This is a genomic window from Treponema sp. Marseille-Q4130, from assembly GCF_014334325.1.
Classification (GTDB): Bacteria; Spirochaetota; Spirochaetia; order Treponematales; family Treponemataceae; genus Treponema_D.
The window spans coordinates 1-14,426 of the sequence record NZ_JACSET010000008.1 but is presented as its reverse complement, the minus strand read 5'-3'; the positions used below and the strand labels follow the sequence as shown (position 1 = coordinate 14,426).

General features: G+C 48.7%; 11 protein-coding genes. 10 read left to right on the top strand and 1 reads right to left on the bottom strand.

The features are described from left to right. Position 1: 1 nt before the first annotated feature. The 3 genes from prcA to H9I36_RS09165 all read left to right on the top strand — a co-directional run bounded on the left by prcA (position 2) and on the right by H9I36_RS09165 (position 4,301). Positions 2-1,858, top strand: a complete 1,857-nt coding sequence (gene prcA / locus H9I36_RS09175) for a dentilisin complex subunit PrcA (RefSeq protein ID WP_187385058.1) — start codon at positions 2-4, stop codon at positions 1,856-1,858. A 224-nt stretch (positions 1,859-2,082) separates the two neighbouring features. Beyond that, a complete protein-coding gene (gene prtP, locus H9I36_RS09170; RefSeq protein ID WP_255422720.1) occupies positions 2,083-3,792 on the top strand; it encodes a dentilisin complex serine proteinase subunit PrtP in 1,710 nt (569 codons plus the stop codon). A gap of 32 nt (positions 3,793-3,824) precedes the next feature. Further along, entirely contained in the window at positions 3,825-4,301 is a 477-nt protein-coding gene (locus H9I36_RS09165) for a methylglyoxal synthase (protein WP_187385057.1), read from the top strand. A gap of 90 nt (positions 4,302-4,391) precedes the next feature. On the opposite strand, the gene H9I36_RS09160 is transcribed toward H9I36_RS09165, so the two are convergent. After that, positions 4,392-5,414, bottom strand: a complete 1,023-nt coding sequence (locus tag H9I36_RS09160; protein ID WP_187385056.1) for a sugar kinase — start codon at positions 5,412-5,414, stop codon at positions 4,392-4,394. 211 nt (positions 5,415-5,625) lie between these two features. Between H9I36_RS09160 and H9I36_RS09155 the strand changes: the two genes are divergently transcribed. The 7 genes from H9I36_RS09155 (at position 5,626) to H9I36_RS09125 (ending at position 14,183) form a co-directional block, all read left to right on the top strand. Continuing rightward, a complete protein-coding gene (locus H9I36_RS09155; RefSeq protein WP_187385055.1) occupies positions 5,626-7,017 on the top strand; it encodes a PP2C family protein-serine/threonine phosphatase in 1,392 nt (463 codons plus the stop codon). A gap of 1 nt (position 7,018) precedes the next feature. Further along, the gene (locus tag H9I36_RS09150; RefSeq protein ID WP_187385054.1) at positions 7,019-9,178 is read left to right on the top strand and encodes a PP2C family protein-serine/threonine phosphatase; all 2,160 of its coding nucleotides are present in this window, start codon (positions 7,019-7,021) and stop codon (positions 9,176-9,178) included. 62 nt (positions 9,179-9,240) lie between these two features. Next, positions 9,241-9,567: an STAS domain-containing protein gene (locus H9I36_RS09145; protein WP_187385053.1), complete on the top strand. Its 327-nt coding sequence runs from the start codon at positions 9,241-9,243 to the stop codon at positions 9,565-9,567. Between the two features lie 202 nt (positions 9,568-9,769). Further along, positions 9,770-11,137 (top strand): histidinol dehydrogenase, encoded by a 1,368-nt coding sequence (gene hisD, locus H9I36_RS09140; protein WP_187385052.1) that lies wholly within the window; start codon positions 9,770-9,772, stop codon positions 11,135-11,137. Between the two features lie 159 nt (positions 11,138-11,296). After that, the gene (def, locus tag H9I36_RS09135) at positions 11,297-11,872 is read left to right on the top strand and encodes a peptide deformylase (RefSeq protein WP_187385204.1); all 576 of its coding nucleotides are present in this window, start codon (positions 11,297-11,299) and stop codon (positions 11,870-11,872) included. 175 nt (positions 11,873-12,047) lie between these two features. After that, positions 12,048-13,016, top strand: a complete 969-nt coding sequence (fmt, locus tag H9I36_RS09130; RefSeq protein ID WP_187385051.1) for a methionyl-tRNA formyltransferase — start codon at positions 12,048-12,050, stop codon at positions 13,014-13,016. Between the two features lie 159 nt (positions 13,017-13,175). Continuing rightward, positions 13,176-14,183, top strand: a complete 1,008-nt coding sequence (locus H9I36_RS09125; RefSeq protein WP_222864683.1) for a leucine-rich repeat protein — start codon at positions 13,176-13,178, stop codon at positions 14,181-14,183. Positions 14,184-14,426: the final 243 nt, after the last annotated feature.

Genomic DNA, 14,426 nt, shown 5'->3' with positions numbered 1-14,426 from the left:
TATGGTGAAAACGCTATGGAAAACTGCGTGCACGGCGGTATGTTTGTGTGCATTGATTATTTCGATGACGGGTTGCGCGCAATCCTCCGACAGCGGCGACGAACCTTTTTTCCCTGATGAAACGCCTGCGGAATTTTCTACTATACGGATTCAGGTGACCGATTCTATCGGCGGCACTGTTGTAAGTGGCACGACGCTTAATGTGTATAAAAGCGGAACAACCGAACAAATCGGAAGCGGTTACACGGTAACGGACGGTAAGGTTATGCTTTACGATATTGCGACGGATCAGCGGTACGATTTCGAACTTATCGGCGAAAAAGAAAAATGGGCCGGCTCCAGACTTGAAAACTGGAAGCCGCTTTCGATAGCAAAACAAAACCTGTCTTTAATTCAGCCTGTACACGGAACGATAACCCGCGGCATTACACCTCCTAAAATAACGTCGGCACAGTCCGGAAAGGGAACTTTTACCGATATAGACGAAAATACCGTTATTTCAGCTTCCGATAAAGTGCACATTGTATTTAAATCCGATGTCGGCGCTGTAGAAGAAACGGATTTCGGAGCTTTCGGTGTAAAACTCGGCATAGGCAAAGCGCCGAATCAAATGAGCGGAATAAGCGGTTCGTGTGCGGTAAGCAAAAGCGGTAGCGAATTTACATCGACGTATACGTTCGATCTCGAAGAAGTGCCGGACGGCAAAGACACGTTGATTGTCGTAGGCTACGATATTGCGAACAATCGTATCGAAAAACATATACCGGTTACTTTCAGCGCTTCTGCAGCATCCGCTTCCGATTTATCGACTTGCGAATTCGAAAATCTTGTCGTGATCGCCGAGCGGCTGCCGTATTCGGAAAATCTATACTCCCTCAAGCCTGTCGGCGGGCGGCGTTCGTCTTACAGGATGCTGGTAAGGTTCAAATTTTTAAGAGAGTCTTCCAGAGAAGGAATCTTAGGCTTTGACCTGTATCGTCGGGAAAAAGGAAGGCCGCAGGATTTTCTCTTCGTGAGCCGAACTTTATACGATGATTTAAAGACAGAAACTTACAGCGGACAGGGCTTTCATGTCGGTATCGACGGTGATTCGCTTTTGGAAGAAAACAAAGAATACGAATATAAAATCAGAGCCTTTAACGCGAAAAGCGAAAAGTATTCTCCCGTTATAACGACAAAGCTTTTGGAATCGTTTACGTATGAATTGACTTCTCCTGCGAATAATGTCCTCGTTACATCTGCAAATGCGGCAAACTTCACATATAAGTGCAAAATAAGCAATACGAATATGTTCGGCTCGGCACAAAGCGATTATATGCGTTTGGGTTTGTTGATCAACGATTTCCGAGGTATTCCCTATTTCGGCGCCAAATTGCTTTATGTTTTCGACTACGGAGGCCGTCCGGAAATTTTTATCGAAGTATGCGATCCGACGACCGGCAAACTGCAGACTGAGCCCGTAAGAGTTTCCTTGTTGATTACTGCCGGTATATTGAGACGATACGGTGTACGTTCACTTGACGACCTTGTTAGAGTGAATAAAAGGACGGGGGTTATTGAGTTTACCGAAAAATTCGTTCAGGTTCCGTTTTTCAATGTTGTTTCGTTTGACGGAACAAACGGCTTGAATTCGCCCATGAGCTACGAAAAAGGAACGAGCTACCAATGGGATATACAGGATTGGGGAAACAATTTTGCTTTGCTTAACGATGATACCGCTTTGTGTTTTGTAAAAGAATATGCATATACGGATGAAAACGGTAATACGCAGTTTTGTCCTGCCGTATCGTACGGAAACAACGGAGCGAACGGTGCAAATGCGGTAAACGGACGCTTTACGTTTACGATTGCAGATTAAAGGAGGTATGATAAAAAGCGCCGTCTGAAATATCGCCGTCGCCTTTTATCTCGAGTTTGCGCGGATGTTTGCGGAAGATATGTATACGTATCGTTTTAATAAAATCGAATGAATACGATACACTTTATTTCGCAAACTCGATTATTAAACATGTGCGCTTGCGCGCACGGCTAAAAACTTTTTCGAAAGTTGCAGCTTTCTGCAAAAGTTTTTATGGGAGTAAGATGAAAAAGATACTGGCAATTTTAGCTGCGGCATTCGGCGTTCTGTTTTTTGCCTGCGCTCCCGTTGTAAACGGTTCGGCTGGTTTTACGGCCGGCACGATGCCGTATAAACCGAACAAAAACGATATTGTCGAAGGTTTTGTCATCGCAAAAACCGCCGACGGTTTTGATAAAGAGCTTTTTACGGATAAGGGTATCGACGTATGCGGCGAGCTTTCTCTAACCGGTACGGGCTTTACCTATTGGTATTTGCATAAAAATACCGGCAATGAGGCATTGCTGAAATCCGTCTTTTCGATAAAAGGCGTGCTCAGCGCGGACAACGACTATAAAGTTGCGTCTCCCAAAATTGTCGAATCCAAAGACATTGCTTTATCTCCGTTTTCAACCGAACCCGTTGCGAGTACGCAAGGGCTCGGTGACGGCAATGTTTTGCAGGATCCGGTTTCGGATGCGGAAAGCTATGCCTTGGACATAACAAAGGCACTGCAAGCATACAAAACAGTAGGCTACGGCGACAAAGATGTCGTTGCAGGCATTATCGATACAGGCATAAATATGCAGCACGAAGATTTTAATGCGCTCTCCGAATCGGTAGTGTTGTATGCAAAATCGGCAAAAAACGGAAATCCTTTTACCGAAGTGCCGCTCGGCTCGAATTGGGATACAAGCGGGCACGGTACTCACTGTTCGGGCATTATATGTGCACTCGGCGACAACGGCAAAGGTATTGCAGGCGTCGCGTGGAAAAAAACAAAACTTATTTCGTATCAGTCATTAGGTTTTAACGGCGGAGGGACGGCGTGGGCACTGTACGGTGCTTTGGCGGATTTGACGAACACCGTCGAAATTTTGCGTAAAGATCCGACAACAAGAACGGCAGAGGAAAAAGCAAAACTCCCTTCATATATGGATTCGAATTTTCAAATTACGCAAAAAACGGTTCCGGTAAATATGTCGTTCGGAAGCTCGATCGGTTCGGAATACGCTTTCAGTATTTTAACGAACGCGCTTATGCACAACGTGTTGCCCGTAATCGCTATGGGAAACGAAGGGCGCTATACGGCAGCTTATCCTGCGGCATTCCCCGGCGTACTCGCAGTCGGTGCGACAAACGGTAAAGACAAAAAAGCCCGCTTCAGCAACAACGGCGCGTGGATAAGCGTCGTCGCTCCCGGAGAAAGCATTATTTCATGCGGCAATTCGACTGCATCGTCTTATGTTTCGATGAGCGGTACTTCCATGGCGGCTCCCTTTGTAACCGGTCTTATAAGCTATTTGCTTTCTTTTGACAACGCGCACTCTTTAACGCCGTATCAGTTAAAAGCGCTGATTGAAAATACTGCCGATAAAATAGACGGCGTGGCTTCTTTTGACGAAAGGTTCGGACACGGACGGGTAAACGTTTTGGCGGCTGCCGATTCGGTTCAAAAAAATACCGTTCCTGCCGAAAACGATGTGTACGGTGAAGGTACGGTAAAGCTCGAAGTTACCGGGCTCGGTTCTCCGGTAAACGAAAGCGTGTGTATCATCGATAAGGCTGCACATACGCCGCTTGTATATGTGCCGCTGAATAATTCGGGTAAAATCGATTTTAAAGGTTTTGTAAAGGGAAGAGCGTATACGCTGTTTGTTTCCGACGGAACAAAAGTAGAACAACAGGATTTTACCGGCGGAACTTCGGATCAAACTATTACGATAGCTTGGTGACGGTTTATAACGGATACCGCGTGAGGAATACTATGAAACGAAAATTACGGATAGCGCTTGTAGCGCATGACAACCGCAAAGCCGACATCGTCGACTGGGCGCTGTACAATGCCGAAATGCTTTCACAGCACAGGCTTTTTTGTACGGGAACGACGGGCACGCTCGTGAGGGAATCCTTTATGGGGCACGGCATTTCGAGCGATATTACGTGCATGCATTCGGGGCCGATGGGAGGGGATGCGGAAATCGCGGCGCTCGTCGTCCGAAAGGAAATCGATTTTGCGGTTTTTTTTATAGACGATTTGAATCCGCAGCCGCACGAAGCCGACATTCAAATGCTTTTGCGCCAATGCAGGATCCACAATATACCGATCGCGTGCAACCGCTACAGCGCCGATTTGATGATCACGAGTTCACTGTGGGACGATACCGACTATGTGCCGAAGGATCCTATTTACGCGCCCTTTGACAGAAAGGCGTTCGAAGAAAGCCTCAAAGAAAAGAAGTGACGCACAGGTCGGGGCTGCCTTAAAAAGACGGTTGCTTTTTTCGACAGTCCCGTCCCGTTATTGTTTTACTCCGGCAAACGAAGCACGCCGTCAACGGTTCACTCTGCCCGACGCATCTCCGCCCATAAGTTTTTCCGCTTCTTCCGCCGAAATGTGATTGAAGTCGCCTTCGATCGTCTGTTTTAAGCAGCTCGCGGCGACCGCGAAATCGACCGTCTTTTGCGGATCCGATCCCATCAAATTACCGTAGATGAGTCCCGCGCAGAAACTGTCGCCGCCGCCGATTCTGTCTACGATGCGGATGAGGTATTCTTTGCTGTAGTAATACCGCTCGCCGTCGTACAGGAGGGCTGCCCATTTATTGTCCGATGCGCCGAGCGACGTGCGGAGCGTGATCGCAACTTGGCGTAAACGGAAGCGGTCTGCCAGCCGTTTTGCGACGTCTTCATAGCCTTTTTTATCGAGCTTGCCGCCTGTTACATCCGTGTTTTTCGCGGCGATGCCGAATACCTTTTCCGCGTCTTCTTCGTTTGCAATGCACACGTCGATGTATTCCATGAGTTCCGCCATGACCTTTCCCGCTTTTTCGGAACTCCACAATTTTTTGCGAAAATTCAAATCGCAGCTCACCGTGACGTTTTTCTCTTTCGCTTTTTTGCACGCTTCGAGGCAGATTGCCGCGACATTGTCTCCGAGCGCGGGCGTTATGCCCGTAAAGTGAAACCACGTCGCGCCGTCGAATATTGAATCCCAATCGAAGTCCGTCGGAGATGCCGTTTGAAACGAAGAGCCGACCCTGTCGTAGATGACGAGGGAGCCGCGCTGGCTTGCACCCTTTTCCGCGTAATAAATGCCGAGCCGCTTTCCGCCTCGCGCGACCGATTTCGTATCGACGCCGAATTTGCGCAGTTCGTTGAGCGCTGCGTCTCCCATCTCGTGCACGGGAAGCTTTGTGACGAACGAAACCGGTATGCCGAAATTTGCCAAAGAAACTGCAACGTTCGCTTCCGCCCCTCCGTACACGACGTCGAATTTATCCGCCTGTACGAAGCGCTTGTAGCCTTCCGGCGCGAGGCGCAGCATGATTTCTCCGAACGTGATTACCTTAGCCATGACAGTCTCCGGATTGCGGGAGTATTTTACTCAGTATAGACAAGCACATCGTTTTTTGCAACGCGTGTTTTGCATAATCGCCGAGTATCTATGCGAAACCCTCGATAATATGCTATACTGGCGCAATTCGAATTGAGAACCTCTAAAAATTTCATTTTTTAGAGGTAACTTTAAAAATTACGTATATTTCATAATGTTGTCGAGGTGTATCATGTATAAAACGCGGAAAAGGCTGGTCTTTCTTGCCGTCAACGCTGCAATCCTAATTCTGTTTATCGTCGTGTCATCGATGCTCATGCCGCAAGATATGGAAGGGCATTCGTTTGCCCTGCTCATATCGATCCCCGCAACCGTTTTCGTTCTCTTGCTGCTCGGCGGCGATGTCGTGCGCGATATGATCGGCAGTCGAATGCATCAGCAGACTTTCGAAAAAAGCGAAACGCGCTATTTGACGCGTTTTACCAACCGCCTGCGTTTTTGCTATTCGCTCGATGACCTGTATAAGGCATTTGCGGACATCCTCGAGAACGAAGCGGGTTGTTCGGTTCTCTTTATCGATCGGGAAAAAAATTACGTTTTGTACAACAGCCCCGATCGATTTGCATCTTCGTCTGAGGTGCGCGATGCGCTTGAACGCAACTTCCCTCTTTCGTGGCCGGAAGGAACCTACCTGCTCGACGATTCTCTCGGTATCGTTTCATCGACAAAAGACGCGCGCGGCTTTTTTTTCGTGTGCGGTACGCAGCAACTGTTTATCTTTTGCCGCTATACGAAACTCTTTGATGCCGATGCGTACCTGCAGCTTTATGAAGAATTTTTGCGTTTTCAATCGCGTTCCCGCACGATTTCAAACCTTACCGAAATTTCCGATCTTACGAAAGAATGGCAGCTGCTTGCTGACACTCAGCGCTCCTTTCTTCCTCAGCAGATGCCCGTCATTCCGAAGCTCCAGCTCGCCGCGTATTATAAACCGCTCATCAACGTTTCGGGAGACTATTATTCCGTTTTACAAATCGATAAAAATAAAACGCTGCTCCTGCTCGGCGACGTTTCAGGAAAGGGACTTGCGGCGGCGCTCATCATGGGTCTGGTCGTAAACACCTTGAAGATCATCGACGATAAAGAGAACATCGAAAATATTATCCGAGAGATCGACCGTGCCATAAAAAATATGAAACTGCAGGATAAATACACCGTATTGTTTCTCGGTCTAGTCGATACCGATGCGATGACGCTGCGCTATGTCAACGCGTCCATGTCCGATCCCCTCGTTCTCTCGCGCGTACCTAGCGGCTATAAAATAAAGCCTCTCGCATCGAATGCGAGTCTTGTCGGCATCATCGATTTGGGAGACATCACGGTCGAGGAGCGAAAACTTTTCCGCGGTGATATGATCCTCATCGCGTCCGACGGTTTGTCTGAGATCATGAACAGCGACGGCATCCAGTTCGGTAACAGCGACGTCTTTAAAGAAATGCTGTGCTCAAGCGCCGACAAAACGCCGCAAGAATGTATCGACGATATCGTGCGTTTGATCCCCGAATACAACGGCGGCGCGAGATTGCACGACGATATCACGATGATGGTTGCAAAGGTGGGTTGATATGGCATTTGTAATACTCAATTTTGCGCTTTCCGTTTTTTTTATCTGGTTGTCATTTTACATAAGCTATGTACATCGTACGAAAGGCATGTACAGCGACCGCATTGTCGCCGATATTATTTTAGCGACGATCCTTTCCGTATTGCTTACTGCCGCAATCAATTTGCCGTTCGGTGAAGGCGTCTTCCTGCTGGTCGCCAAGCTGCTCTTTTTTATAGAAGCCGTCTTTTTAACAAATATTTCATTTTACTTTATTTTACGAAGGGCAAAACGAGGTATTCCGCTCATCATCACTATGATGGTAATTTTATTTGCGTTTGCCCTGTATATCGTATTTATGAAATTCCAGTTGATCGTAATTTCTGCCGACGGCGGCATAAAGATCGTTTCGCAATATATCTTCAGCGGAGAACTGGCGAATATTTTTACGTGGACATGGCTCACCGTTTATATCGTTTTGTATCGTTTTGCACTGCCCGCCGTTTGCGTTCTTGTCATGTTGCTGCTCAATGAATACCGTTCTACGCGGCTCGAAAGGTATCTCGGTTACCTTGAATTGTTTTCCGTACTTTTTATGTGGGGCATGCTTCTGTTCATCAGATTTTTGTCACGGGACATACCGGGTTTTTATCTGTTCTATCCGCTCGCATACGAATTTCTTTTGTTGATGCTGCTGCGTTCGGAATCGGTTCGCGCCATGCCGTCTGCGAACGACGCGCTTGTGTATATTCTCAGGCTTTTGTTTGCATACATTATTCCGAGCGTTTTTCTCGTTGCCGTTTTTATATTGCTGTTCCCGCTTACCGGCGGTCGTTCCTTGCCGTTTTATACGCTCTTGGTTATCGGTACTGGGCTGTCGCTTTTGTTTATCTGGGGTATGTCAAAATACCTTACAACGACGCGCCGCCTTCGGCCGACCGACTATGAAGCTTCGTTAGAAGCCGACCTCGCATCGATCGACTACAGCGGCGAAATGGACGAAATCATCATGAGCGTATACAATATGTTTACGCGAAACGTCCAGTGTTCGTCCATGTCCGTATTTGTCAACAACGGAGAGGAGTACCTCGAAAATGCCTTTTCATCTGTCATCCGCGATACTCCCGTTCGAGCCGACAGCCCCGCGTTCGATGCGCTGTTGAACGCAGGCCGCAACGTCATCGCTCTGTCGGAAATCGATGCGCGCAGCGATATTGGCGAAGCGCGGGAAGCGCTCGCCGCCCTCTTTGCAGATACGCATTCGGATGCGCTCATCCTGTTGAGCGAAGGACGAAACCTCCTCGGCTGCATCACGCTCGGTTTAAAGACGAGCGGTGAACATTATACCGCTTACGATATTTCCATCCTTACGCGCCTGTATTCGTACTTTTTCGTATTCGGCTACTATATGCGCAATATTTCAAACAGAGAGATCATCGGTACGGTCAACCGTGAAATCCGTATGTCGTCTCAAATCATCGCGTCCATTCAGGAAGATGTCGATGCCGTTAAAAATCCGAAAGCCGATGTCGGCTATATCATGAAATCGGCGCACAATATCGGCGGCGAATTTATCGATTTGATCAGGATCAACGATCACACGCATCTGTTCGTTATCGGAAGTTTGAGCGGTCAGGGAATCGCCGCAAGTATGAACATGGTCATTTTAAAATCGATCATCAGGACATTCCTTGCGGAAACGCACGATTTTAAAATGCTTATCCAACGGGTCAATGTATTTATCCGCGAAAACCTTCCGAAGGGCAGCATTTTCAACGGGACTTTCGCGCTTGTCGATTTTTCCGCCGACGTGATGTATTACATCAACTGCGGTATTCCCGCGATTTTCGTGTATACGCAGTCGTACAATAATATTATAGAAATCCAGGGACGCGGTCATGTACTCGGCTTTGTACGCGATATTGCGCCCTATATTTCGGTACGGCAGATAAAACTCACCAAAGGCGATATCGTGCTTTCGTGTACGAACGGGGTTCTCACATCGCGTTCGCTGCGCGGAGATGTTTTCGGCAAAGAGCGCGTCCAGCAGGTTATGCTTTCGAACTTGACGTTTCCGGCTTCCCGCATAGCACAGTTCGTCTACGACAATCTTGTTAAATTTATGTCGAAAGAAATCGAAGCGGACGTAAGCGCTCTCGTTGTAAAATACGGCGCAACTTAAATCTAAGGCAAGACTCGAGAAACTCAAGTTTTCCGAGTCTTCCTGTAATATTCGGAGCCATTATGGATCGATTGACGATTACGGAAAAAAGCGGTGCGAATTACGTATTGTATGAACTCTCAGGTGCGATCAACGCGTATACCCTTGCCGAGCTTGAGCAAAAGCTGTACGACGCGATCGGACGCGATAACGTCGTACTCGATTTATCGAAGGTCTCGGAGATCGATTATTCGGGTATGGGTACGATTATGGCCGCGTTCAATGACGGAGAAGAAAAGGGGCATGCGCTCTATCTGCTGTCGCCTTCGGCAGAGAGTCGCGAAGCCGTCGAAGCGACGGGCTTTTCCCAAGTGCTCCGTATCATCAATTCTGTGACCGAAGTGCTGTAGCGCTCGTATCGCCGGGCGAAGCGGGTGCACCGGTTTTACGATGCACCGAACAAACGCGCATTGCTCGGCCTACTCTTTCCAGACGAGACGGAAGCCCATAGAAGGGTCGGCTGCAGCAAGGTCTCGTTTGCCTGCCATATATTAAAAAGCAAGTCCCAATGAGAGTGCATAATATCATTTTTTTTGCTATACTGACTTCGCCATGATAAGGATTCAATACGCATCGGAAGTTGAAAAAGAATTTTTTGCGCCGCGCAATTTTACCGGTTCGGCGGAAACGGTGAGGGCGGTTATCGAGGACGTAAAAAAACGGGGAGACGATGCGCTCCGCGATTACGCGAAAAAATTCGACGCGGCTTCTCCCGCATCTTTTTTATTGCCGGAAGACGAATTGCGCTCGGCTGCGGAAAAGCTCAAACACGAACGAGTTGCAGTCTACGATGCGCTTTCGTATTCGTATGATTTGGCGTTGCGTTTTGCGAAAAAACAAAAGGAGTCGTTTTCGGATTTCGAAACCGAACTTGAGCCGGGTCTGTTTACGGGTCAAAAGACGATTCCCGTAGAAAGCGCGGGTGCGTATATTCCCGCCGGAAGGTTTCCGCTCGTTTCGACGGTCGTTATGACGTCTGCCCCTGCGGTTGCCGCGGGTGTAAAAAAACTTGTGATTTGCACACCGCCTCGCGTCCATCCGAACGACAGGGGCGAAGCCGAACGGTCGGGTACGGGAAAAGCCGGCAAACCTTTTGTCGGAGGAGCGCCTTATGCGGACGAGGGCATTATGGCGGCGGCTTTTATCTGCGGCGTAAAAACGGTGTTCGCATGCGGCGGCGCTCAAGCGGTCGCCGCGATGGCTTTCGGTACGGAATCGATTCCGGCAGTCGATGTCATCGTCGGCCCGGGCAATACATTCGTCGCTGCCGCAAAAAAAGAAGTCTACGGTACGGTCGGTATCGATATGCTTGCAGGTCCTACGGAAGTGTTTATCATCGCCGACGGCTCGGCGGATCCCGCGTGGCTTGCGGCGGATTTGCTTGCGCAGGCGGAACACGATCCCGTTGCGCAGCCCGTCCTCGCCACTCCCGACGAAAAGCTCGCCGAACGTGTCGCATCGGAAATCGAAGTGCAGCTTGCATCTCTTCCGACAAGGGCGACGGCCGAAGAAAGCATCTCCTCGTGCGGGAGGATCATCATTACCGGCTCGCTCGAAGAAGCGGCGGAACTTGCAAACCGGAAAGCGCCCGAACATTTGGAGCTTGCCGTTTCCGAAGGGAGCGAATGCGATAAGCTCGTCTCCCTCGTTCACAATTACGGCTCGCTTTTTATCGGTCACTATGCGGCCGAAGTGTTCGGCGATTATGCTGCGGGGCTGAATCACACGCTGCCGACGTCGGGCTCTGCGCGTTTTACCGGCGGCTTGAGCGTGCGCACTTTTTTAAAGACGGTGACGACATTGAGATGTGAAAAAGGAAAGGCGGGTGTAAAAAGGAGCGCCGAAGCTGCCGCCTGTTTGGGAGACGCCGAAGGGCTTGCCGCTCACGCGAGAGCCGCTCGTCTGCGTTTGAAAAATTAATAATTTGTCGAATGGTGAGCAAAGCGGATGGAAAATTTCGAGTTTTTAAAAACTCGAAATTAAGTTTAATTGATCGAATGGTGAGTTCGGAAAGCGGCAGTGAATGATGCTGTGCTTACGGCGAGCTCGAAGATAAATCGATTTCCGGAGTGCGATGTGATACGGATTTATAAGCTCGGAGAAGAAGTGCTGCGTGAAAAAGCGCTGCCGATCGAAAAAGTGACGGATGAGATAAGAACGCTTATCGGCGATATGTTTGAAACGATGGTCGATGCGAACGGCGTCGGGCTTGCGGCTCCTCAAGTCGGAAAAAAACTGCGCCTTTTTGTCGCCGTTGCGGATGACGATGTAAAGCGCGTTTTTATCAATCCTCAGATCGTTTCGACATCGGAAGAAGTCGGCGATTACGAAGAGGGCTGTCTTTCGATTCCCGGCGTATATGAAACGATTCGCCGTCCCGTGCGCGTTACAGTGCAGGCGCTCGACGAAAACGGAAAACCGTTTACGCTTGAAGCTGAGGGTCTGCTCGCGCGGATCATTCAGCACGAAACGGATCACTTGGACGGCATTTTGTTTATCGACAGAGGTGATCCCGAATTTGCCGAAAAGACAAAAGAGCAGTTTAAGCAGCGCGAAGAAAAGGCAGCAAAGCGCCGTGCGGACAAAGAAGCGAAAAAGAAGCGCATCGCGGCAAAGATCGCCGCAAAAGAAGCGAAAAAATCCGTACTTCATTGACGGTCGGCGGCTGTAAAACTCGCGGATATACGTGTGCGCTCGCTTGAAACGTCGGAGCGAAGTTCCTCGTCGTGAAAAACGCGCACGGCTGCGGCATTTTCGAAAATTGACACTTTTTGCAATGCCGCATTTTAAAGAAGTTTTGTCGATTAATAATTTTTAAAAGGAACGAGCGATGATTCGAGTGCTGTATGCGGGAAGTCCCGAAGCGTCCGCAAAAACGCTTTCGCTGCTTTTTGACGGTGCGGACGGTTATGAAATTGCAGGCGTTTTGTCAAATCCGCCGAGCGCGCAGGGAAGACATAAAACGCCCGCGGCAACTGCGGTTGCGCGTTTTGCCGAAGAGCGCGGCATTCCGCTTTTTACACCCGAACGTTTGAATGCCGCTTCGCGCGAAGAAATCGCAAGTATCCGGCCCGACATCCTCGTGTGCTTTGCTTACGGTCACATATTCGGTCCGAAATTTCTTTCGCTCTTTCCGCTCGGCGCCGTCAACCTGCATCCATCTCTGCTTCCGAAATACCGGGGGCCTGCTCCCGTAAACGCAGCCATCCTGAACCGCGATACTGAAACGGCCGTCACCGTACAGACGATTTCGCTTGCAATGGACGAAGGCGATATCCTTGCGCAGGAGATCGTAGCACTTGACGGCAGCGAAACGGCGGGTTCATTGCTCGATCACTGTGCGGGGCGCGGCGCTGAAATTATTAAAAAACTGCTCGGCGAATGCGCTTCGAACGGCAAGCTTCCCGAAGGAAAAAAGCAGGCGGGGGAAGCGTCGTATACGAAAATCATCACAAAGGACGACTGCCGCATCGACTGGATGAAAACTGCGGCGGAAATCGACGCGAAGATCCGTGCGTATTTTCCTGAGCCCGGAGCGTGGACGGAAGAAAACGGCTCTCCGCTGAGAATTCTTTCCGCCCGCGTTGTCGAAGACGAAAAGCCGCCTATGACGAAAACTGCCGCTTCACCCGAAATTCCGGGCACCGTGTTTTCCTTCGACAAAAAACGGGGGATCCTCGTTCAAACGGGAAGCGGCATCCTCGCCGTAACGGAACTGCAGCGGCAGGGAAAAAAAGCGCTCGGCGCTCAGTCCTTTATAAACGGCGCGCGGAATTTTGTCGGTACCGTACTGCACTGATTTTTTGCAGGGCGGTTCATGCGCGCCGGGTATCGGGCGTACGGTGTGCTCACGTGGGGCTGCAAAGATGCGGCGTCGGCACTTTTGCAGCAAATAGACGAAATTTTGTATTTCATTCATAATGTAACGAATCGCCGCCGGCCGGTTCCGGGAGAAATTATGCGTAAATCGATTATCGCGCTTGCAGTGTTTTGCTCGGTGTTTTCCGTATTCGCTCAAAAAACGTTTACGGTTTCCGAATTTAAATCCTATGTCGAAAATTATAAAATCGCATCCGGTGCCGAGAGCGAAACCGTTCCAATAAAAATAAAAGACGTGCTCTCTTCCGAAACACAAAACAGCTTGGTGACGCTGACGTGGAAAACAAAAAATTCCAAAAACCTGTATTTCGATTTGGATCTGTCGGAATGCACTTACGCAGACGACGATTGCATACTCGAGCTTTTTCACATCAAAAATGTGCGCAGATGCGTGCTGCCGATGAGCACGAAATTTCTCCGTTATTTTGACTGTATGCAGCTCGAAGAGATAACGCTTCCCGACGGGCTTGAAGAAATTAACTATAACGCATTTTTTGACGTGCCTTCGTTAAAACGCATCGAAATTCCTGCGAGCGTGCGTTATGTCGGAGCTTGTGCTTTCGGCGATTGCCTTTCGCTCGAATACATACTGATCGATAAAAATGCGAATACCGAAAAGTGGTCGCTTGCATGGAACGCGTGGAACGACGCAAAAATCGTTTATTCGGACGAAAAAGATTTTTCCGATAAAAAGACCGATACGGAAAACGATGAGCCGCCTGCAGGGGAAAGAAGTACCGTCGCTTTTGACCATGCCAATTATCACATGTGGGACGATATCGCATATACGATAACGCTTGCCGAAAAGCCCGCGAAAACGCAAAAGGCGAACATATTCGTATACGATGCGCATAACGGAGGCGAGCTCATGGGTACGCTTCCTGTCAAAATCAAAAAAAATAAAACGGTCTATACTTTTACGGGTGTTCCGACACAACACTTCGAACTTCCGGATACCGATTTGATTTATACGATATTGAAAGAATGTCATGAATATTGGGCAAAAATGAAATTCATCCTCGTATTAAAAAACGGCGACAGAATCGATTTGGCGGGTTCGGCAAGGTGTTATGTAACTCTGCCGTAAATATAAGTTGCCGCAGATTTTTTTAGCGATATTCTTTCCGGCGTTTCGGAAAGTTCCGCTCTGCGTCGAGTTTGTTTATTTGTCAAGTTAAAACAATTTTTTAATAAGCAGAATGATATTTTACCTTGCAAAATTTCATATCAAGATATATGATACTTTATGCGTTACGCTGAGAACGTAATTTTCAGTGTAACTTCTATTTAAGACTATCTAAAAAAAGGAGCGATCGGTATGTCGGAAAAC

Bases quoted from the DNA above. Each gene is read 5' to 3' on its own strand.
- prcA (WP_187385058.1), top strand. From the start codon at position 2: ATGGTGAAAACGCTATGGAAAACTGCGTGCACGGCGGTATGTTTGTGT.
- prtP (WP_255422720.1), top strand. From the start codon at position 2,083: ATGAAAAAGATACTGGCAATTTTAGCTGCGGCATTCGGCGTTCTGTTT.
- H9I36_RS09165 (WP_187385057.1), top strand. From the start codon at position 3,825: ATGAAACGAAAATTACGGATAGCGCTTGTAGCGCATGACAACCGCAAA.
- H9I36_RS09160 (WP_187385056.1), bottom strand. From the start codon at position 5,414: ATGGCTAAGGTAATCACGTTCGGAGAAATCATGCTGCGCCTCGCGCCG.
- H9I36_RS09155 (WP_187385055.1), top strand. From the start codon at position 5,626: ATGTATAAAACGCGGAAAAGGCTGGTCTTTCTTGCCGTCAACGCTGCA.
- H9I36_RS09150 (WP_187385054.1), top strand. From the start codon at position 7,019: ATGGCATTTGTAATACTCAATTTTGCGCTTTCCGTTTTTTTTATCTGG.
- H9I36_RS09145 (WP_187385053.1), top strand. From the start codon at position 9,241: ATGGATCGATTGACGATTACGGAAAAAAGCGGTGCGAATTACGTATTG.
- hisD (WP_187385052.1), top strand. From the start codon at position 9,770: ATGATAAGGATTCAATACGCATCGGAAGTTGAAAAAGAATTTTTTGCG.
- fmt (WP_187385051.1), top strand. From the start codon at position 12,048: ATGATTCGAGTGCTGTATGCGGGAAGTCCCGAAGCGTCCGCAAAAACG.
- H9I36_RS09125 (WP_222864683.1), top strand. From the start codon at position 13,176: ATGCGTAAATCGATTATCGCGCTTGCAGTGTTTTGCTCGGTGTTTTCC.